The sequence below is a fragment of the Dokdonella immobilis genome, assembly GCF_900115085.1.
Lineage (GTDB): Bacteria > Pseudomonadota > Gammaproteobacteria > Xanthomonadales > Rhodanobacteraceae > Dokdonella > Dokdonella immobilis.
The window spans coordinates 26,149-45,326 of record NZ_FOVF01000013.1; the positions used below are offsets into that span (position 1 = coordinate 26,149).

At 65.2% G+C, this 19,178-nt stretch carries 18 protein-coding genes; 11 read left to right on the forward strand and 7 right to left on the reverse strand.

Annotated elements, in window-relative coordinates; translation table 11 throughout:
• Nucleotides 1-7 precede the first annotated feature (7 nt).
• The 5 genes from BM125_RS10440 to BM125_RS10460 all read left to right on the forward strand — a co-directional run bounded on the left by BM125_RS10440 (nt 8) and on the right by BM125_RS10460 (nt 4,698).
• Nucleotides 8-772 (forward strand): NAD kinase, encoded by a 765-nt coding sequence (locus BM125_RS10440; protein WP_092407681.1) that lies wholly within the window; start codon nt 8-10, stop codon nt 770-772.
• Between the two features lie 268 nt (nt 773-1,040).
• Nucleotides 1,041-2,558, forward strand: a complete 1,518-nt coding sequence (locus BM125_RS10445) for a S8 family serine peptidase (RefSeq protein WP_092407683.1) — start codon at nt 1,041-1,043, stop codon at nt 2,556-2,558.
• 28 nt (nt 2,559-2,586) lie between these two features.
• A complete protein-coding gene (locus BM125_RS10450; RefSeq protein WP_092407685.1) occupies nt 2,587-3,525 on the forward strand; it encodes a 5'-nucleotidase in 939 nt (312 codons plus the stop codon).
• A 67-nt stretch (nt 3,526-3,592) separates the two neighbouring features.
• Complete coding sequence (locus BM125_RS10455) at nt 3,593-4,084, forward strand: hypothetical protein (protein ID WP_092407689.1); 492 nt, start codon at nt 3,593-3,595, stop codon at nt 4,082-4,084.
• Between the two features lie 77 nt (nt 4,085-4,161).
• Nucleotides 4,162-4,698 (forward strand): hypothetical protein, encoded by a 537-nt coding sequence (locus tag BM125_RS10460; protein ID WP_092407691.1) that lies wholly within the window; start codon nt 4,162-4,164, stop codon nt 4,696-4,698.
• An 18-nt stretch (nt 4,699-4,716) separates the two neighbouring features.
• Here the strand turns inward: BM125_RS10460 and BM125_RS10465 are convergent, their stop codons facing one another.
• Nucleotides 4,717-5,538, reverse strand: a complete 822-nt coding sequence (locus BM125_RS10465; RefSeq protein WP_175498013.1) for a polysaccharide deacetylase family protein — start codon at nt 5,536-5,538, stop codon at nt 4,717-4,719.
• 170 nt (nt 5,539-5,708) lie between these two features.
• On the opposite strand from BM125_RS10465, the gene BM125_RS10470 reads away from it, so the two are divergent.
• The 6 genes from BM125_RS10470 to BM125_RS10495 all read left to right on the forward strand — a co-directional run bounded on the left by BM125_RS10470 (nt 5,709) and on the right by BM125_RS10495 (nt 12,002).
• The gene (locus BM125_RS10470) at nt 5,709-6,881 is read left to right on the forward strand and encodes an acyl-CoA dehydrogenase family protein (protein ID WP_092407695.1); all 1,173 of its coding nucleotides are present in this window, start codon (nt 5,709-5,711) and stop codon (nt 6,879-6,881) included.
• Nucleotides 6,882-6,971: 90 nt separating this feature from the next.
• Nucleotides 6,972-7,523: a pilin gene (locus BM125_RS10475; protein ID WP_175498014.1), complete on the forward strand. Its 552-nt coding sequence runs from the start codon at nt 6,972-6,974 to the stop codon at nt 7,521-7,523.
• A 19-nt stretch (nt 7,524-7,542) separates the two neighbouring features.
• A complete protein-coding gene (locus tag BM125_RS10480; protein ID WP_245778884.1) occupies nt 7,543-8,079 on the forward strand; it encodes a GNAT family N-acetyltransferase in 537 nt (178 codons plus the stop codon).
• Nucleotides 8,076-8,684, forward strand: a complete 609-nt coding sequence (locus BM125_RS10485; RefSeq protein WP_092407701.1) for a glutathione S-transferase family protein — start codon at nt 8,076-8,078, stop codon at nt 8,682-8,684. Before BM125_RS10480 ends, BM125_RS10485 begins: the two co-directional genes overlap by 4 nt.
• Nucleotides 8,685-8,799: 115 nt before the next feature.
• Nucleotides 8,800-11,088, forward strand: coding sequence for a thiamine pyrophosphate-dependent enzyme (locus BM125_RS10490; RefSeq protein WP_092407703.1), 2,289 nt, complete (start codon nt 8,800-8,802; stop codon nt 11,086-11,088).
• Nucleotides 11,089-11,108: 20 nt separating this feature from the next.
• On the forward strand, nt 11,109-12,002 hold the full coding sequence (locus BM125_RS10495) for an adenylate/guanylate cyclase domain-containing protein (protein WP_092407705.1): 894 nt from the start codon (nt 11,109-11,111) through the stop codon (nt 12,000-12,002).
• A gap of 120 nt (nt 12,003-12,122) precedes the next feature.
• On the opposite strand, the gene BM125_RS10500 is transcribed toward BM125_RS10495, so the two are convergent.
• From BM125_RS10500 to BM125_RS10530, 6 genes are all read right to left on the reverse strand, one after another.
• Nucleotides 12,123-13,535, reverse strand: a complete 1,413-nt coding sequence (locus BM125_RS10500) for a DUF1501 domain-containing protein (RefSeq protein WP_092407707.1) — start codon at nt 13,533-13,535, stop codon at nt 12,123-12,125.
• Nucleotides 13,536-13,546: 11 nt separating this feature from the next.
• On the reverse strand, nt 13,547-15,394 hold the full coding sequence (locus tag BM125_RS10505) for a DUF1800 domain-containing protein (RefSeq protein WP_092407709.1): 1,848 nt from the start codon (nt 15,392-15,394) through the stop codon (nt 13,547-13,549).
• Between the two features lie 612 nt (nt 15,395-16,006).
• Nucleotides 16,007-17,071, reverse strand: a complete 1,065-nt coding sequence (gene murB / locus BM125_RS10515) for a UDP-N-acetylmuramate dehydrogenase (RefSeq protein WP_245778885.1) — start codon at nt 17,069-17,071, stop codon at nt 16,007-16,009.
• Nucleotides 17,068-18,102 carry a quinone-dependent dihydroorotate dehydrogenase gene (locus tag BM125_RS10520; protein ID WP_092407713.1) on the reverse strand — a complete coding sequence of 345 codons (1,035 nt, stop codon included), beginning with the start codon at nt 18,100-18,102 and terminating at the stop codon, nt 17,068-17,070. The genes murB and BM125_RS10520 overlap by 4 nt, the downstream gene beginning before the upstream one ends.
• Before the next feature lie 3 nt (nt 18,103-18,105).
• Nucleotides 18,106-18,387: a DUF4190 domain-containing protein gene (locus BM125_RS10525; RefSeq protein ID WP_092407714.1), complete on the reverse strand. Its 282-nt coding sequence runs from the start codon at nt 18,385-18,387 to the stop codon at nt 18,106-18,108.
• A gap of 125 nt (nt 18,388-18,512) precedes the next feature.
• Entirely contained in the window at nt 18,513-19,004 is a 492-nt protein-coding gene (locus BM125_RS10530; RefSeq protein WP_175498015.1) for a hypothetical protein, read from the reverse strand.
• Nucleotides 19,005-19,178 lie beyond the last annotated feature (174 nt).

Sequence of the window (19,178 nt, forward strand, 5' to 3'; positions counted from 1 at the left end):
TGACAACGTGAGTCAGCGCATCGCTCTGGTGGCGAGCCATGGCCCCGAGGCCCAGGCCGAGCTGGCCAAGCTCAAGGAGCGCTACGGCGACCTCGCGCCGGAGGAGGCCGATGTCATCGTGGCGTTGGGCGGCGACGGGTTCATGCTGCGCACCCTGCATCGCCATCTGGCCCTCGGCAAGCCGGTCTACGGCATGAAGCTCGGCACGGTCGGATTCCTCCTCAATCCGTTTCACGCCGATGACCTGCCCGAGCGAATCGCGCGTGCGCAGCCGACGGTCATGCGTCCGCTCGCGATGCATGCCCATTCGGAATCGGGCACCAGCGTCGAGGCGCTGGCCTTCAATGAAGTCTCCTTGCTGCGCCAGACCAAGCAGGCGGCGCACATCCGCGTGTCGCTGAACGGTATCGTGCGCATCGAGGAACTGATGTGCGATGGCGTCCTCGTGGCGACGCCGGCCGGGTCCACGGCCTACAACCTCTCCGCCCATGGGCCAATCCTGCCGATCGGCTCGAAGCTGCTGGCGATGACGCCGATCAGCCCGTTTCGTCCGCGCCGGTGGCGCGGCGCCGTGCTGCCGGAGACCACCGAGATCAAGTTCGAGATCCTCGATCCGTACAAGCGTCCGGTCAGCGCCACGGCCGACTCGAGCGAAGTGCGCGACGTCGTCGAGGTGGTCATCCGCGAATCGGCCGACCAGACCATGACCCTTCTGTTCGACCCCGAACTCAATCTGGAGGAACGCATCCTCAAGGAACAGTTCACGGTCTAGGGGCATCCCCGGGAGCCTGTCGGACTTTGCCAGACGGGGCTGCGAATCCGTCTGTATGGTTCATATTTCCGCCGCTTTTTGACCCATGGAACCACTATGGGTCTGCAAATCGTCAAAGATCTCCTCACATACAGCCGAATTCTCGCCTCGACCTGCAAAGTCCGACAGGCTCCTAGGCAGCGGCGCCAACTTCCCTTAAAGTCCGAAATTGCCCCGCTCTGGCGGGACGTCTGCCCACGGAGCGGGCCAACTCTTGGGGAGTTTGTTGATGACCGTTCCATTCCTGCGCGTGGCACCTCTGGCTCTGGCTTGCGCGGCCGCCATGGCACCTGTCGGTGCCGCCGAGATCGAGGCAGGCCTGCGCGCCGAGGCCCAGCGCTCGGGGAGCGTCGATACCCTGATCGTGCTGTCCGCACGGGCACCGAAGAGCCTTCTTCGCAATGATGGCAACTACCTCGAGCGTCGGCGCAATCTGGTCGATACCCTGCGCGCAACGGCGGACGTGACCCAGGCCGGTTTGCGCAACTGGCTCGATGCGCAGGGCATTGCCTATCGCCCGTACTGGATCGTCAACATGATCCAGGCGTCGTTGACGCCGCGGCAAATAGAGGCGTTGGCGGCTCGTGAGGAGGTCGCCAAGATCGAGTCGAATCGCAGCTACGCGCTGAAGCAGCCTGTCGAGAACGGCCCGCTGCCCGATCCTTCGTCCGCAACTCAATCGGATGGGTCGGCTCCCGCAGCGCCGCAGGCCATCGAATGGGGCGTCAACAAGGTCCGGGCGCCACTGGTCTGGGCCGCCGGGTTTACCGGCCAGGACGTGGTGATTGCCGGTCAGGACACCGGCATTCGCTGGACCCATGCTGCGATCAAGGCCAAATACCGTGGCTGGAACGGCGTCAGCGCCGACCACAACTACAACTGGCATGATTCCATCCATGTCGCAGGCAGCTCGTGCGGCGCCGATTCGCCGGTCCCCTGCGACGACAATGGTCACGGCAGCCACACGATCGGCACCATGGTCGGCGACGACGGCGGCAGCAATCAGGTCGGCGTGGCGCCTGGCGCAAAATGGATCGGGTGCCGCAACATGAATGCCGGCGACGGCACGCCGGCTCGCTACAACGAGTGTGCGCAGTGGCTGCTCGCACCGACTGACCTGAACGGAGCCAACCCGAATCCGGATCTGGCACCCGACGTGATCAGCAACTCATGGGGCTGCCCGGCCAGTGAAGGGTGCACGGCGGGTACCGAGATCAAGGAGGCCATCGAAAACCTCGTTGCGGGTGGCATCGTGTTCGTCGCGGCAGCGGGTAACGGCGGATCCGCCTGTGGCGGCATCATCGACCCGCCCGCCATCTACGACGCGTCGTTCACGATCGGCTCGATGACGTCCGGCGACGCCATGTCCGGCTTTTCGCTGCGCGGCCCGGGTCTCGGTTCGTCGAGTGTCAAGCCGGACGTCATCGCGCCGGGTTCGAGCGTCCGCTCGATCAGCAACGGCAGCGACACGAGCTACATGACGATCAGCGGCACCAGCATGGCGACGCCCCATGTGGCCGGCGTGGTCGCGCTACTCATGTCGGCCAATCCTGCCCTGAAGGGCGATCCGGCGCGGGTCGCGCAGATCCTCAGGGATACCGCGGTTCCGATCAACGATTCACAGGTCTGCGGCGGCATCCCGGCGACGACATATCCCAACCCGGTGCAGGGTATGGGGCGCGTCGATGCATGGAATGCCTTTCAGCTCGCAACCGACATGATCTTCGTTGACAGTTTCGAGGATTGATCCGGGGGCACCCTGTAAGATCCGCGCCATGGGTGCCCGCTTCGAAAAAGACGATATTCCGCCACCGGCGACCAGCGACAAGCTGGTCGTCGCCATCTCCTCGCGCGCCCTGTTCGACCTTGGCGACAGCCATGAGCTGTTCGAGCGCGAAGGGCTCGATGCCTACGCGCGCTACCAGATCGCCCACGAAGATGAACTGCTGCAGCCAGGAATCGCTTTCCCGCTGGTGCAGAAGCTGCTGCGCCTGAATGCGCTGGCCCCGGAGGCGCCACGGGTCGAGGTGATCCTGCTCTCGCGCAACTCGGCCGACACCGGCCTGCGCATCTTCAACGCGATCGAGCACTACGGACTCGACATCGTGCGCGCGGCATTCACCAACGGCGCGCCGACCGCTTCTTATGCGCACCCGTTTGGGGCCAACCTGTTCCTCTCGGCCAATGTCGAGGACGTGCGTCGCGCGCTGACCGCTGGCGTGGCCGCGGCGACGATCCTGCCCTCGAAGGCGCCCGAACTGCCGTCCGAGCAGTTGCGCATCGCCTTCGATGGTGATGCGGTCATCTTCGGCGACGATTCCGAGCGCGTTTCCCATCACGAAGGCCTCGATGCGTTCCACCGCAACGAAAGGGCAAGGGTCAACGAGCCGCTTGCGGTGGGGCCGTTCCGCACCTTCCTCGAGGCCCTGCATCGCATCCAGGCGGCGTTCCCGATCGAAACCTCGCCGATCCGCACCGCCCTGGTCACCGCGCGCTCGGCGCCAGCGCACAAGCGCGTGATCCTGACCTTGCGCAGCTGGGGGATCCGCCTCGACGAAGCGCTGTTCCTCGGCGGGCGTTCGAAGGGCCCGTTTCTCGAGGCCTTTGGCGCCGACATCTTCTTCGACGATTCGATGCTCAACGTCGAATCGGCACGCCAGCACGTGGCCACCGGTCACGTGCCGCACGGGGTTCACAACCCATCGTCCGATTGACGGTTTCGTTCCGGCAAGCCTGCCTGCTATCGTGCCGCCATCCGGGACCTCCCATTGGCGGAAATTCATGCTTGAAGATTTCATAGTCGTGACCGAAGTGGCCGAGGGACCGGCCGTGGCAGAGCAGATCTTCCAGCGCAAGTTCAGGCTTTCGGTTCCCGATTTCCCCCACCACATCGTCACCTTCTTTCGCAAGGACTGGCACTGCCTCGTGCCGTTCTCGTATGTGCACATACGTCCTCGCGGCGACATCTATCTGGTTGGCGGCGCAGCGACGGATGGTCGGGTATTCGCGATGATGAGCGAGCAACAACGCGAGCTGGTCACGGCCGCGGGCGGCGTCTACCTGAATGCCCTGCGTTATGCGTTCGATCGATTTGCCGACAGATGCGAGGCCTATTTCGGCTATTGCGGAGACGCACGGGCCTGGGAGGTCGACATGCAAGCCGGATTCGAGCCGACCGATCATGAGAAACTGATCGCGCGCTGGCACAAGCCGGTGGAGCACGAGCGCAAACTCCAACTGGTCGAACAGGCACGCACCTGGATTCCGTTCTGACACCATGCGCGAAGCAATCCAACGGGGTCCTTGCTGCACCTCCATCGCTTCACGGCGGGCGCAATACGGAGGTCAAGATGCAGACCGGTGAACTGTTCGATTCGGCAGAGATCCTGCCTGGGTCACTGCGGGATTTCATCGCCATCACGGAAGTCGACCACGCGGATTTGCTTGTGGCCAACTTGTTCAAGCGCAAATTCGGTCACCCGCCGCCGGCCTATCCGCGCCATCTGGTTGCCTTTTACCGTGACCCCATGGGTGGACTGCACCTGGCCGGCTACTCGCACATGATGCCGTTCGGCGACGTGTATCTCTCCGGTGGCTCGTGCACCAACGGCGAGACTGCGCGCCTGATGTCACCCGGCGAGCGCGACGCGCTGCGCAGTGCCGGCGGCCTCTGGTTCCATCTGCTCAAATATGCGTTCCGCAAGTACGCGGACTGTTGCGACGCCTTCTTCGGCCACTGCGGCGATCCGCGAGCGCTCGAAGTGGCCCTGGCAGCGGGTTTTGTGCAGACCGAGCACGAGCACGTGATCGTGCATTGGCACAAACCGCTGCACCCGAACATCCGGCGCGCCCTGCTGGCCAAGGTCCACGCCCTCGGCGCCTTCTGAGGTACCCCTGCGGTAGAGTCAGCCAAGCAGTATCTGGCGCAGCGCTTCGGGCGATTTCCAGTGCCAGCCGCAAATGTAGCGCGGCAGGTTCCAGCGGTCGCTGTCGGGATGCACAGGTTCCGCGCCGTCGCCCATGGCCGCCAGCATGCCGTGTTCCTCGCCGAACCTGGGCAGGTATTCGTCGTGGACGTAGTCGGGTACGTGGCTGAACGGGTAGCAGAACAGCGTCGTCCGCTGTGGCGCGATCCGGGCGTTGATGAAGTCGCTGGCGGCGGCGATCTCGGCCCTGGCCCTGGCGCGGTTGTCGACGCTCAGGAAGGAGCCGCGGGGCATGCCGTCGATGCCGGGCAATGGCACGGCGGCATGGTTGTGGTCCCAGCTGTGGTTTTCGATCGCGATCAGGCCGGTATCCTGGGCGGCGGGCCACCAGGCATCGTCCATCCATCCCCGTCCGGCCAGACAGCCCCGGTCAATGTGCGCGCGTGCTTCCGGCGAGGCAATCACAAACGAGGTCAGATGCAGATCGGGTTGGGCGTCCTTGCCGCGCTCGGCGATGAAGTCGGTCAGGCAGTGATGGAGACTGCGCTGGCGACCATGGGTCGGATGCTCGATGTCCTCGAAATCGAAATTCGAACCATCGTCGCAGGTCAGGGCGACGCAGCGCTCGAGGTCGCGATTGGCGCGACCGAGGAGTTGGTCGACGACCCAGTGCAGCGGAACGATGCGCAGACCGAGGTCGTCGATCAGGCGCAGATCGGCGGCGAACGCCCGCGGGTCGTTGCTGGCGTAGTCGTTACCGGAAATGTTGACCGCGTGATAGGCGAGAACGGGGACGCGCATGGGCAGACGGCAGAATCGGGCGGCCAGCATAGGGTCCCGGCAGCAATCCGCCAAGGGCACGTCGCCCGGGTCTGATCAGTCGCCACGGCAGGCGCGACAAAGTAGCGGTGTTCCGGCTTGCGCAGGCCGTTTACAATAGCCTGCTTTGCCAACCCTTCCGGAACACAGCCATGGCCGCCACCCCGCTCAATCCCGTTGATCTGTACGACGTCCGCTCCCTGCTCAGCGAAGAGGAGCAGGCGGTTCAGGATACGGTGGCGCGCTTCACCGATGAACGCGTGATTCCAATCATCGGCGATTGTTTCGACAAGGGCGTGTTCCCGAAGGAACTGATCCCGGAGATGGCCGAACTCGGCCTGCTCGGCTCGAGCCTGCCGACCGAATACGGTTGCGCGGGCCTGAATGGCGTCAGCTATGGCCTGATCTGCCAGGAACTCGAGCGCGGTGATTCCGGCATCCGCAGCTTCGCCTCGGTACAGTCCTCGCTTTGCATGTACCCGATCTACGCCTACGGCACCGAGGAGCAGCGCCGGCGCTGGCTGCCGGACATGGCCGCCGGCAAGGTGATCGGCTGCTTTGGCCTGACCGAACCGCAGGGCGGCTCGGATCCGGGCAGCATGAAGACCCATGCCAAGAAGGACGGTGCCGACTGGATCATCAATGGCTCGAAGATGTGGATCACCAACGGCAACCTGGCCGATATCGCGATCGTCTGGGCAATGACCGACGAGGGCATCCAGGGCTTCGTGATCGAGAAGGACTTCCCCGGCTTCAAGGCCCAGGAAATCCACAAGAAGATGAGCCTGCGCGCTTCGGTCACCTCGGCCCTGTTCTTCGACAACGTGCGCGTGCCGGAGGCCAACCGCCTGCCCAACGTCAAGGGCCTGAAGGGACCGCTGGGCTGCCTGACCCAGGCCCGTTACGGCATCACCTGGGGCCCGATTGGCGCGGCCATCGCCTGTTTCACCGAGGTCCTCGAGTATTCGAAGAACCGCATCCTGTTCAAGCAGCCGATCGCTTCCCGCCAGGCCGTCCAGCTCAAGCTGGCCGACATGGCCCGCCGAATCACCATGGCCCAGCTGCTCTCGCTCCAGCTCGGCCGTCTCAAGGACGCCGGCACGATGCAGCCGACCCAGGTATCGCTGGCCAAGTGGAACAACTGCCGCATGGCCATCGATATCGCCCGCGAGGCCCGTGACATCCTTGGCGGGGCCGGCATCACCACCGAACATTGCCCGATCCGCCACGCCCTCAACCTCGAATCCGTGATCACCTACGAGGGGACCGAAACCGTTCACCAGCTCGTGGTTGGCCGCGAGGTCACCGGCATCAACGCGTTCTGAGCAGCGCCGTGCCCGGTGAAGCGGCGGCTGGGTGATTTCGTGGAGTAGCCGAGCCCATTGCGAATGGAAACCACCGTCAGGAAAACCGGAATGCGTCATGCGCTCGTGACTTTGCTGGCTTCGTTCTTCGGCGTCCTCATCGCGCTGTTCGCGTTTCATCTCTACACGAAATACGAAGCCGACCGCGAACGGGCGGCCGCCGAGGCGGAACAACAGGCGCGGATCGAGCAGGGCCGGCAGCTGGCCGAACGCACCCTGGCCGAGGACCGCGCGATCCTCGCCATCCGCAATGACACGGTCGCCAGCACGTCGGCGCGCATGGCCGTCACCGAGTTCTACATGAACAGTGGACGCATGCCGGCCTCGAATGCCGAGGCTGGCCTGCCCGAACCGGGTTCGTACAAGGGCCAGAGCCTGCGCTCGCTCGAAGTCGACGAGGGCGGCGAACTGATCCTGACTTTCGACGCCGAATCGGGGGTCGACGGCGGCACGATCGAATGGCTGCCCGATCTGACCGGGATCGAATCGATGGGCCTGCAGTGGCGCTGCCGGACCCGTGACTTTCCGCAGATAGTGCGGGCCCTGCCGGATTGCGATTATGTGCCGGCCTCCGCCACCGACGTCGCTACGAAGCGACCCTGAAGCCGCCGTGGACCAATCCTTGCGCCACATCGAAACCGATCGCCTGATCCTGCGTCCGACGGCTGCCGAAGATTTCGAGGCCTGGGCACGCTTCGCCGCGGATCCCGAGGTCATGCGCCATCTAGGCGGTGTGCAGCCCCGATCCACGGCCTGGCGCGGCTTCATCGCGATGGCCGGCGCCTGGCAGATCCAGGGCTTTGCCATGTTTTCGGTCATCGAAAAATCTTCGGGCCACTGGCTCGGACGTATCGGGCCGTGGATGCCGGAAGGCTGGCCGGGCACCGAGGTCGGCTGGGGCCTGCTTCGCGAGGCATGGGGCAGGGGCTATGCGGTCGAGGCGGCGACGGCGGCGATCGACTGGTCGTTCCAGCACCTCGGCTGGAGCGAAGTCATTCATACGATATCCCCGGAGAATGCCGGCTCGAAGGGGGTTGCCGCACGTCTTGGCTCGCGCTACCTGCGCATGGGCCGGTTGCCGGCGCCAATCGAGATTGACGTCGAGGTCTGGGGACAGTCGCGCGAACAATGGCAATCGAAGCGGAGCGCTGGAAAATGAACCTGCCGACGGTCTACGGAATGGCGATCTCCGGCAACTGCTACAAGATCCAGTTGCTGATGGCCCTGCTCGATCGCCCCTACCGCTGGGTCGAGGTCGACAGCGCCCATGGCGGGACCCGGACGCAGGAATTCCTTGCCCGCAACCCGGTCGGCAAGGTGCCGGTCCTCGAACTCGAGGACGGCCGTACCCTGGCCGAGTCGAACGCGATTCTCTGCTTCCTGGCGGAGGACAGCCGCTATCTGCCCGAAGACCGTTGGCAGCGCGCCCAGGTGTTGCAGTGGCTGTTCTTCGAGCAGTACAGCCATGAACCCTATATCGCCGTGGCGCGGTTCATCTGTCTGATGCTCGATCAGGATCACCCCCGCCGCAGCGAGTTGCCGCGGTTGCTCGAAAGGGGCCATCAGGCCCTGGCCATCCTCGAACAGCAGCTGGCGAACCGGCCGTACCTGGTCGGCAGCACACCGAGCGTTGCCGACATCGCTCTTTTTGCCTACACCCATGTGGCCGACGACGGCGGCTTCGACCTCTCCCCGTACGCGGCCGTGCGGGATTGGTTGGCGCGTGTGCGTGGCATACCCGGTTTCGTGCCGCTCGGCGCCTGAGTCCAGCGCGATCCCCCGAACTTCGTTCGAGATTCGCCCGGTCGCAGGGATATCCCATCGGCAGCGCGCCCGGGCCCGGATACAATAGCGGACTACCCGTTTTCCGATCAGCCCCATGTCCGTTGCCGCATCCGCCAAAACCCCCGTCATTGCCGCGCGTCACCGCGGACTCAATCGCGCCGATATCTGCGATCAGAACTTCATCGAGTACGTACGCGACTGGGATGGTCCGGTGCGCCCGGCTCCAGCACCCGATCAGGCCGTTCTGCCGGGCAGCGCCTGCACGGCGGCGGATTTCCTCGAACTGTTCGAGTCGCAACTGGTCTCGCGCCACCTCGACCTGATGGCCCGCGTGCTGCGCGTGCGCAATCGCGTGTTCTACACGATCGGATCGAGCGGCCACGAAGGCAACGCGATGGTCGCCCGGCTCACCCGGCATACCGATCCGGCCTTCCTGCACTATCGTTCCGGCGCCTTCATGGCGGAACGTTTCCGCAAGCTGCCAGGTATGGATCCGATCATGGATTCGGCGCTGTCGTTTGCGGCGAGCAAGGATGATCCGGCGTCGGGGGGACGCCACAAGGTCTGGGGTTCCAAGCCGCTCTGGGTCCTGCCGCAGACTTCGACCATCGCCTCGCACCTGCCCAAGGCGCTCGGCACGGCGCTGGCCATCGAACAGTCCCGGCGTATCGGCCACGCACTGCCCGTGCCGGAGGATTCCATTGCGATCTGTTCGTTCGGTGATGCCTCGTCGAACCATGCGACCGCGCAGACGGCCTTCAATGCGGCCGGCTGGACCGCCTACCAGAAGCTGCCGGCGCCCGTCCTGTTCGTCTGCGAGGACAATGGCATCGGCATCTCGGTGAAGACGCCGGGCGGCTGGATCGAGCGCAATTTCAGCGAGCGTCGCGACCTCGACTACTTCTACGCCGACGGCCTCGACTTGGCGGGCGGCTACGCCGATGTCGAGCGCGCCGTGGCGCACTGCCGGCGCACGCGTCGGCCGACCTTCCTGCACCTGCGTACGACCCGCATCATGGGCCACGCCGGCACCGACTTCGAGATCGAGTGGCGCAGCATCGAGGAACTGGTCAAGGTCGAGGCCGGCGACCCATTGCTGCGCTCGGCGGCCATTGCCCTTGAATCCGGCCTGCTCGGCAAGGACGAAGTGCTGGCCCGCTATGAAACGATCCGTGCGCGCTGCTTCGCCGCCGCCGATGAGGCGGACCGCCGGCCGAAACTGACCGGACTGGCCGAAATCGTCGCGCCGCTGGCGCCGTATACGCCAGCGGCGGTCAAGGCCGAGGCCGAACGCAGCGATTATGCCGAGAAGCGTCTCGACATCTTCGGTGGCGAGAGCAAGCTGCCGGAGAACCTGCCGCCGCGGCACCTCGCCATCCAGATCAACCAGGCCCTGCACGACCTGTTCTGCAAGTACCCGCAGGCCCTGCTGTTCGGCGAGGACGTGGCCCAGAAAGGCGGTGTCTATACCGTGACCAAGGGCCTGCACAAGGCCTTTCGCAATGCGCGCGTCTTCAACACCTTGCTCGACGAGACGATCATCCTCGGCCTGGCCCAGGGCTACGCCAACATGGGCCTGCTGCCAATTCCCGAGATCCAGTACCTGGCCTATTTTCACAACGCCTGCGACCAGATCCGCGGCGAAGCGGCCTCGCTGCAGTTCTTCTCGAACGACCAGTACCGAAATCCGATGGTCGTGCGCATTGCCGGGCTCGGCTACCAGAAGGGCTTCGGTGGCCACTTCCACAACGACAATTCCCTGACCGCACTGCGCGATATCCCCGGCTTGGTCGTCGGCTGCCCGAGCCGCGGCGACGATGCCGCGACCATGCTGCGCACCCTGGCTGCGCTGGCCCGGGTCGATGGCCGGGTCAGCGTGTTTCTCGAGCCGATCGCGCTGTACATGACCAAGGACCTGCACGAGGCCGGCGACGGCCAGTGGTTGTTCCCGTATCCGGCGCCAGACCAGGCCATGCCGCTCGGTGAGGGGCGTGTCTATGCGCCGGACGCGTCCGACCTGGTCATCTTCACCTATGGCAACGGCGTGCCGATGAGCCTGCGCGCCGCCCGCGAAATCGAATCCCGGCGGAAATGGAAGGTCCGCGTGGTCGACCTGCGCTGGCTGGTGCCGCTCAACGAGGCCTACATCGCCGAGCAGGCGCGCAGTGCGCGGCGCATCCTCGTGGTCGATGAAGGCCGCCATTCAGCCGGCGTCGGCGAAGGCGTGATCACGGCCATCGTCGAGGCCGGGTTCGGGGCGACGCCGCTGCAGCGTGTGGTCGGTGCCGATACCTATACGCCGCTGGCCGGCGCTGCGCTGGCGGTCTTGCCGGCCGATTCAGATATCGTTGCCGCCGCGGATATTCTGGAGCCGCCTCGCTGAATGTCCTATCATCCGATGCAATGGGCGCCACTTCCACGCTGACAATCCTGTTTGCCGACGTTTCGGGCAGCACCAAGCTGTTCGAGACGCGCGGCAACGTCGCCGCACGCGACATCATCGCGGCCGTGCTCGACGCCCTGATCGAGGTCGCGCATCGGCATGGCGGCAAGCTGATCAAGACGATCGGCGACGAGATCATGTGCACGTTCCCCGGTGCCGTGCAGGGCCTGCTCGCCTCCACCGACATGCAGCGTCGCATGAAGTCCGACGCCGCGTTCGTGCAGGAGAACATCGGCATCCGCATCGGCCTGCACCATGGTGAGGCCCTGGTCGAGGAAAAGGACGTCTTCGGCGACGCGGTCAATGTCGCCGCGCGCATGGCGGCCATCGCCAAGCGCGACCAGATCGTCGCTACGGCGAGCACCGCGTTGAACATCACCAATGCCGCCGGCGTGCGTGTGCGCTCGGTCGGCACGGCCCGGGTTGCCGGCAAGCTGCTGCCGATCGAGATCGTCGACGTGATGTGGCAGGAAGATGTCTCGCACGTCACCACGGTGCAGCGCATCGTCCAGTTCACCAAGAACAAGCGCGTCGTCCTCAACCTGCGCTACATGGATCGCGAATTCCAGATCGACGAACTCGCCGATCCGTTCACCCTGGGGCGCGAGGACGGCCACAGCCTGACCATCGAGTCGGACTGGGTCTCGCGCGACCACGCCATGATCGAATGGAAGAAGGGCCACTTCATCCTCTCCGACCGCTCGACCAATGGCACCTGGGTCAGGATCGGCAACGAGGAACTGCTGGTCCACCGCGACGCCTTCCACCTGCGCCGCAGCGGCACGATCAGCCTCGGCCAGTCGCACGCCGCCGAAGACGGCAATCTCTTGCACTTCGAGTGTAGTGAGGCCTGAAAGCCGGGATTCGGGATTCGAGATTCGGGATTCGTTGGGAGCCGAAGCCAGAAGCCAATCCAGCGTGAGGCATTCGTCAGCTCTTGCGAATCCCGAATCTCGAATCCCCAATCCCGGCCCTTAGTCGAACCCATCCGCAAACACCGCGTCGAAATCGTCCGGCGGTTGGTCGGCGCCTTGGAAGATGCCCAGGGGCGCATAGCCTGAATAGCCGGGGAAGACGTAGTAGATGTTCGGGTTGCCCATGCGCCGGATCAGCGCTTCGGAGACGATGCGGCGGTAGTCGGTAGTCACGGCCACGTCGGTGCCCTGGTAGAGCTGCGCGGTAGCGAGGCCGGGAATCGATCCGTAGACCTGGCCGCCGTTGACCGAGCCGCCAAGTGCCATCATCACGTTGCCGTAGCCATGGTCGGTGCCGCCATCGGCGTTCTCCTGCACGCGCCGGCCGAACTCGCTGACCACGATCACGCTGGTTCGCTGCATCAGGTTGCCCGAGGCGCTGCTGGCGAGGTCGGTATAGAACGCGCTGAGCCCACCCGAGAGACTCGAGACCTGGTTGCCGAACCAGTCGTAGGACTGGGTCGGGTTGCCCTGGCCGACATGGGTGTCCCAGTTGCCGAGGTCGATCGTGGCCACGCGCAGGCCGAGATTGCTCTTGATCAGCTGGGCGACATTGCGCAACTGGTCGCCGAAACCCTGGTTGTAATCGAGCGTGTAGTTCGCGCCGCCGGTCGGCTGGTAGCCGCCGGGATTGCTGGTCGCATTGTAGAGGCCGAAATTGATCGGCCGCAGCAGGTCGAGCGAGGCCAGGGTCTCGACGCCGGCCGCCTCGAGCTGGGTCGAATTGCCGCTCCACAGCGAATGCATGCGCGACACCGCGCCGACCAGACCGTGCGCGCTGTCATCCTCCTGCCACGACCAGTGAAAGCCGTCGAGGCGGAAATCCGAGGCGCTGTTCATGGTGATCGCGTCGGAGCTGCCAAGCAGGCTGCTGGCCGTGATGCTGCCCATCGAGGTCGCCGGCAGGGCCACCGTGCCGGGCAGGCCGCCGCTGGCCAGGTGCCGGGTCAGCCAGCCGATGTTGGTACCGGTGCCGCCGCCGAAGCCGAATTCGAGATTGGCCTGGGCATCGAAGTGGCTGCGGATGACCGGATTCGGCTGGGTCTGGCCGGCCCCGACAATGAAGGCAAGGCGATTCTGGTTGAACAGGGTGCGCAGTCCGGTCGCCCGCGGGTGCAGGGCCCAGTTCGTGCCGTTCAGCGAAAGTGCTGCGCCGGTGCCCGAGGTCGGGATCCGGGTATTGGTCCGCGCGGCCTCGTAGTCGGCCCGGTAAGGACTGGCCGCGCCGGGCGGCAGCAGGCTCAGGCCGTCCATCGCGCCGCGCAGGAACACGATCACGAGGGTGTCGTTGGTGGCCGTCGTCGGCACCAAGCCGGGCGCCGAGAAATAGGCAAAGGCACGGCCGCTGGCGCCGCTGGCCAGGGCTGCCACGCTACAGCCCTTGAGAAAGTCGCGTCGATTGATTCGGGTCATGGGAGCGCTCCTCAACGACGCAGGAATTCGGGACTGCACAGGATCAGGCCAACCGCCGTGCGCAGGCGGGCAATCGTGTAGTGCTTGGAAAGGTCATTGAGATTCCAGGTACCGGTATGCGCCGGATGCCCGTTGTCGGTGCCATCGGTGACCAGGTCGAGCACCGCGCCGGCAGCGGCGTTCTGGCGCAGAAAATCGACGGCCACGCTGTAAGTCGGCTCGGGCCGGTAGCCGAGGATGCGATCGCACCAGTAGCCGATGATGTTCGCGGCGGTACGCTGGTTGGCGACGAACGCGGCCAGGGTTTGCGCGTGGATGTCGATCAGGAACGGGTAGGCATTGTTGTAGCTTTCGGTCTGATGCATTTCGAGCAGGCGCGGCAACATCCTCAGGGTCATGCCGAGCGTGCCCGTGCTCGACCAGGCGACGGGATCGTCCGGGTAGCCATTCGGAGCCGGCCAATAGAAGAGGCGTTGCCCCGCGGCCTGCAGGCGGCCCATGAATTCTTCGGTCGGTGTATAGGTCGTCGAGTTGTCAGGTTTGGGTGTGAAATCGGCGCCAGTAGCCCGCAACGCGCTGACCGCGCAGAGCGCGGGACGCTTCATCGCAGTACCCCAGCCGCTCTTGAATTCGGCCGATTGCAGGATGACCTGCAGGACCTGGGCGATCTGGTCGCTGGCCTGCCATTGCTGCTGGAACACGCTGGCGGCACTGTCGATCAGCGCCGTGGATGGCGCAGAGCCGACGAAGCGCCGACAGATCTTGGTCGCGACATGGCGCGCGGTGGATGGATGACGCGCGAGCATGTCGAACAGGGTGTTGCCGTCGATCTGTCCCTGCGAGGCGGCGAAGTAGCGGGCGAGGATGCGCTTGACGCCCTGGTCGTGGGTGCTCGAATCGTAGGCGAACTGGCCGAGCGGCACACCGTTGACCGGCGTATACGGCCAGTTCGCTCCCGAGATCGTCCAGCCAGTGAGAGCGCGGGCGGCTTCGTAGATATCGTCGTCGACATACTTGAGCCGCTCCTCCTCGCCGTCGGGCGCGGTGTAATGGCCGAGCAGGGTCATGTTGGCGAAGCTGTCCGGGTTCTGCACGATGCCGCCGTAGTGTTCGGCGCCCATGGTGTGCAGTTCGAACAGTTCGCGCGCGTAGTTCTCGTTCGGATGTGAGGCCTCGCTCGAATACAAATCGAGCATGTACATCATCGAGGCCGATTCGCCGACCGCCTGCAGCATGGTGCGGAAATTGCCGAATACCTGCGGTCGGATGGCCAGGCGGTCGAAGGCCGGGAACATGGGTCCGCCGTCATAGTCCCAGCCGAACACACTGAAATGGTCATGCCAGAAGTCGACCATGACTTCCTGGAGCTGGCGCCGGCTGTAGGTCTGGCGGATGACCGTCGCGCACTCGGTCTCGGAGACCGGCAGCATGCGCAGGTAATAGTTGGTGGTGACCGAGTGATGGTCGTTCCACAACTGGTTGGCGCTCTTGTTGAGTGTCGTGAAGGCGGCGCTGGCGATGCGCGCATCACAGGCGCTGTCGCTGATCGACGCGGGCGAGAGTTGCTGGTTGAGCCAGGCGGTCCAGCGCGCATCGTCATTGGCTCCCAGGGCATTGAAGTCGGCGAGTGCCTGAGTCGTGTAGCCGAATGTGCAGCGGGTCAGCCAGCGCGCCGCGGCCGGCGGAAAACTCAGGACGGCGGGACTCTGCGGCAGGTCGTCCTCGCGGAAGCCGTCGTGTCCGGGGCGGCGCATTGCCAACGACGGATCGATGTCCTCGATACCGGCACTGGAAAACAACGCACCGAACAGGCGTCGGCGCGACTGGACAAAGGCGGCACTGCTGGGGGCTGCGGCCATGGAACGCACTCCGTTCGGGGTTTTCCGGCGTCGCCCACCAGGCAGTTGCGAGCGGCCTGGACAGGCGACATGGACAGATCGTCGGACAGTGGATCAGAAATCGGCGCTTTGGGGTGTGACCAAGCTCGCGCGCTGGGCCATCGAGCCGGGGCGCAAGTTCCCCCGTTTGCGCGTGAATTGTCGAAGGCCAGTGGCGTGGCCTTGCCATGGTGATCGGCGGGCGCGCCTTGCGCCCAGGTCAGCCCCCCATCCGCAAACATCGCCGCAAGCGCCAGGGCGACCTGCGTGCCGACTGTCCCGGGCGCTCGCGGTCGATCGATTGGCGGAAACCTGACGAGGTGCCAGCGCACCAACGGCACCTGTACGAGCTGGAGCAACTGGAGAACATGGGCGGCAGTCCCCTCGTCGGCCCCGTGCACCGAGTCGAACATCAGCGCATGACCTGCGACCACCAGCAATCCGGTCGGCGACAGGGCAGGGGAATCCAAGCCCCGGATCCTGCAGCAAGCTGAACGGCATTGCCCGTTTCCAGCGGTCCATCGTGGCGCGCGAGGACAGGCAGGAGATCAGTCCCCTACCCGGGCCGAGGGCATGCGCCCGAATGCGACGACGCTACAGCACCAGGGGTTCGGCTTCCAGATCGACGCCGAAGCGATGGGTCACCGCGCCGCGGATGCGCTCCGCCAGAGCCCACACTTCGCTCCCCGTCGCGCGGCCACGATTGACGAGGACCAGGGCATGCTGTTCAGAGACGGCTGCATGACCCTGCTGCAACCCTTTGAATCCGCAGGATTCTATCAACCAGGCTGCCGACAGTTTCACTTGGTTGTCGACGCCGTCCCAGGCTGGCATGCCGGGGTTCGCCTCGCCCAGCGCGGTTGCTTCTGCGCGCGTCACGACCGGGTTCTTGAAGAAGCTGCCGGCATTGCCTATCAGGGCCGGATTCGGCAGCTTGCGCGTGCGGATGCGGGCGATCGCCTCGGCGACCGCTGGCGCGGTCGGCGTTTCGATGCCGAGCACGGCCAGTTCCTCGGCGACGCCGGCATAGTCCACGCGCAACGGCCGCGAACGGGACAGGGCGAACGTCACCGCCGTGACGATATAGCGGTCGCGCTGATGCTTGAACACCGAGTCGCGATAGCCGAACCGGCATTCCGGATTCGACAGTCGCACGAGTTCGCCGGCAGCCCGGTCCCAGGCTTCCACATGGTCGATGAATTCGCTGACCTCGACGCCGTAGGCACCGATGTTCTGGATCGGCGCGGCACCGACCGTGCCCGGAATCAGGACGAGATTCTCAAGTCCGCAGAACCCTCTCCCGAGCGACCAGCGCACGAAATCGTTCCAGCTTTCGCCGGCCTCGACGCGGACCAGGGCGCGCTCGCCGTCGTCCTCGCGCACTTCGATGCCGAGCGCCGCGATCGACAGCACGATGCCGGGCCAGTCGCGCGTGAACAGGATGTTGCTGCCTTCGCCGAGAACCAGCAGGGGTGCGGACTTGAGCATGGCGAAGCCGAACAGTTCGGCCAGGGCCTCGCGCCGGCGCACGTCGATCAGCATGCGGGCACGGGCCGGAACGCGAAACGTGTTGCGTCCTTCCAGCGAGGCATTTTCGACGATGGTGTAACCGACGCCCTCGGCGATCGCTGCGTCGACGTGATAGCGCTTTTCGCTCACGCGGCGGCCCCGGGACGCAGCGCGCGGATCGCCTCGACGCTCTCGCCGATCAGGCCCGGGCCGCGGTAGACCATGCCGGTATAGAACTGCACGAGGCTCGCACCGGCGTCGATCTTGGCCGCCGCGTCAGGGCCGCTGACGATGCCGCCGACGCCGATCAGCGGCATGCACCCGTCGAGTCGTCCGGCCATGCCGCGCAGCACGGCCGTCGATTTGGCGAATACCGGCTTGCCGGACAGGCCGCCGGCTTCATCGGCATGGCGGTGGCCGGCGACGGCGCTGCGGTCGATCGTCGTATTGGTGCAGATCAAGCCGTCGATCGCGCTGTTGCGCAAGACCTCGGCGATCGCATCGAGTTCGTTGTCGCTGAGGTCCGGCGCGATCTTGAGCAGGATCGGCTTGCGTCGGCCGTGGCGGGACGCATGGCGCTCGCCGGCCTCGCAGATGCCGCCGATGAAGCGGCGCAGGGTCTCCTCCTCCTGCAGGTCGCGCAGGCCCTGCGTATTCGGCGAGGAGATATTGACCGTGACGTAGCTGGCCCGGGCGTACACGCGCTCCAGGCAAAACAGATAGTCGTCGATCGCGCGTTCGTTCGGTGTGTCCTTGTTCTTGCCGATATTGATGCCGAGCACGCCGTCATAGCGCGCGCGCTCGGCATTGGCGACCAGCACGTCGACGCCGGCATTGTTGAAGCCGAGCCGGTTGATCACCGCCTGATGTTCAGGCAGGCGGAACATGCGTGGTTTCGGATTGCCGGGCTGGGCGCGTGGCGTAGTCGTGCCGACCTCGATGAATCCGAAGCCTAGCGAGGCGAGCGCATCGATATGCGCGGCATTCTTGTCGAGGCCGGCGGCAAGCCCCACCGGATTGGCGAAGTCGATACCGAACACCTTCGATGGCAGCGAAGCGGGCTTCGATGCAACCAGCGGGTTGAGACCGGTCCGATAGGCGGTCTCGATGGCTCTCAGCGAGAGGTCGTGGGCGCGTTCCGCATCGAGGCAGAACAGCAGGGAGCGGGCCAGGGCGTACATCGATCAGTGCATGCCCGATAAGCTGAAGCCGAAAATCAGGATCCCGACGAACAACAACAGCCCCAGCAGAAACAGGGCCAGTTGGGCGTAGCCGAGGATCATGCCGGCGATGGCCAGGCCATCGCCGTCGATCTCGCCGGGCGGCATGCGCCGGATCTCGCCGCGGGCCACGTGACCGCAGATCACGGCAACCAGGGCGCCGATGAACGGCAGGCCGACCCAGGTGATGATGCCGAACACGAGGCTGGCGATGGCGGTACCGCTGGTGCGAACGGGTGGATTCATGGGCTCCTCCTGTTCGCTAGTTTAACCGGTGCCCGCTTGCACCGCGTTGCCGGCAACCGGCAGTCGCCGCGCAAACCGGGCGGATGCCAGTCGCCTGCCGTGGCTGACGGGAATCGTTGGCGGCGTTACTTTCCAGCGCTGGCCGGCGCTGGCGGCAGGTGCAGGGAGAATGCCGGCAGCGGTGGGTCGACACCGGGCGGCAGGGCCGCCGGGGCCGGCACGCCGGCCTTGCCCAGTGAGCGCGTGAAAGCCCAGATCGCCTCAAGATCGTCATCGGTCATGTGGTTGAGCGCCCAGTAGGGCATCGGCGGGCGCAGCACGGCGTTGCGCGCGAAGGTCTTCCAGGTGGCCAGGTCCATCTCGGCCAGGCGCAGGCGCAGGTTGGCGGCATAGGTCGTGCCCCAGGGGCCCGACCACGACATCGTGTCACCGATCAGCCATTCGCTTTCGGGGACCTTGCCGGAACGGGCGATGTAGCCGGCGGTGTGGCAGTCGTTGCAGCCGCTGATGGCGATCAGGTAACGACCCCGCTCGACCGGCGTCGTTGGGGTGGGTTCCGTTGCGGCCAGCAACGGCGAGACGAAAAGCAGGGACAGGAACAAGGAAGTGATACGCATGGTCTACTCCAACATGGGTTCGCTTGGGAGGGTCTGATCAAGTAGCAAAGTCGTCATGGCGTTCAGAAGGTTCTCCATATGTACTGCGTGGCGAAGTGAAGGCTGGTTGCCTTGACGAGGCGCGCGGTGCATATGGGGAGCCTTCTGGACGCCACCTTTTCTGCATCCAATCAA

Excerpts from the sequence above, each read along its gene's own strand:
- BM125_RS10475 (WP_175498014.1), top strand. The coding sequence starts at position 6,972 with ATGCGTCATGCGCTCGTGACTTTGCTGGCTTCGTTCTTCGGCGTCCTC.
- BM125_RS10485 (WP_092407701.1), top strand. The coding sequence starts at position 8,076 with ATGAACCTGCCGACGGTCTACGGAATGGCGATCTCCGGCAACTGCTAC.
- BM125_RS10445 (WP_092407683.1), top strand. The coding sequence starts at position 1,041 with ATGACCGTTCCATTCCTGCGCGTGGCACCTCTGGCTCTGGCTTGCGCG.
- BM125_RS10460 (WP_092407691.1), top strand. The coding sequence starts at position 4,162 with ATGCAGACCGGTGAACTGTTCGATTCGGCAGAGATCCTGCCTGGGTCA.
- BM125_RS10505 (WP_092407709.1), bottom strand. The coding sequence starts at position 15,394 with ATGGCCGCAGCCCCCAGCAGTGCCGCCTTTGTCCAGTCGCGCCGACGC.
- BM125_RS10500 (WP_092407707.1), bottom strand. The coding sequence starts at position 13,535 with ATGACCCGAATCAATCGACGCGACTTTCTCAAGGGCTGTAGCGTGGCA.
- BM125_RS10470 (WP_092407695.1), top strand. The coding sequence starts at position 5,709 with ATGGCCGCCACCCCGCTCAATCCCGTTGATCTGTACGACGTCCGCTCC.
- BM125_RS10455 (WP_092407689.1), top strand. The coding sequence starts at position 3,593 with ATGCTTGAAGATTTCATAGTCGTGACCGAAGTGGCCGAGGGACCGGCC.
- BM125_RS10450 (WP_092407685.1), top strand. The coding sequence starts at position 2,587 with ATGGGTGCCCGCTTCGAAAAAGACGATATTCCGCCACCGGCGACCAGC.
- BM125_RS10490 (WP_092407703.1), top strand. The coding sequence starts at position 8,800 with ATGTCCGTTGCCGCATCCGCCAAAACCCCCGTCATTGCCGCGCGTCAC.
- BM125_RS10530 (WP_175498015.1), bottom strand. The coding sequence starts at position 19,004 with ATGCGTATCACTTCCTTGTTCCTGTCCCTGCTTTTCGTCTCGCCGTTG.
- BM125_RS10520 (WP_092407713.1), bottom strand. The coding sequence starts at position 18,102 with ATGTACGCCCTGGCCCGCTCCCTGCTGTTCTGCCTCGATGCGGAACGC.
- BM125_RS10525 (WP_092407714.1), bottom strand. The coding sequence starts at position 18,387 with ATGAATCCACCCGTTCGCACCAGCGGTACCGCCATCGCCAGCCTCGTG.
- BM125_RS10465 (WP_175498013.1), bottom strand. The coding sequence starts at position 5,538 with ATGCGCGTCCCCGTTCTCGCCTATCACGCGGTCAACATTTCCGGTAAC.
- BM125_RS10495 (WP_092407705.1), top strand. The coding sequence starts at position 11,109 with ATGGGCGCCACTTCCACGCTGACAATCCTGTTTGCCGACGTTTCGGGC.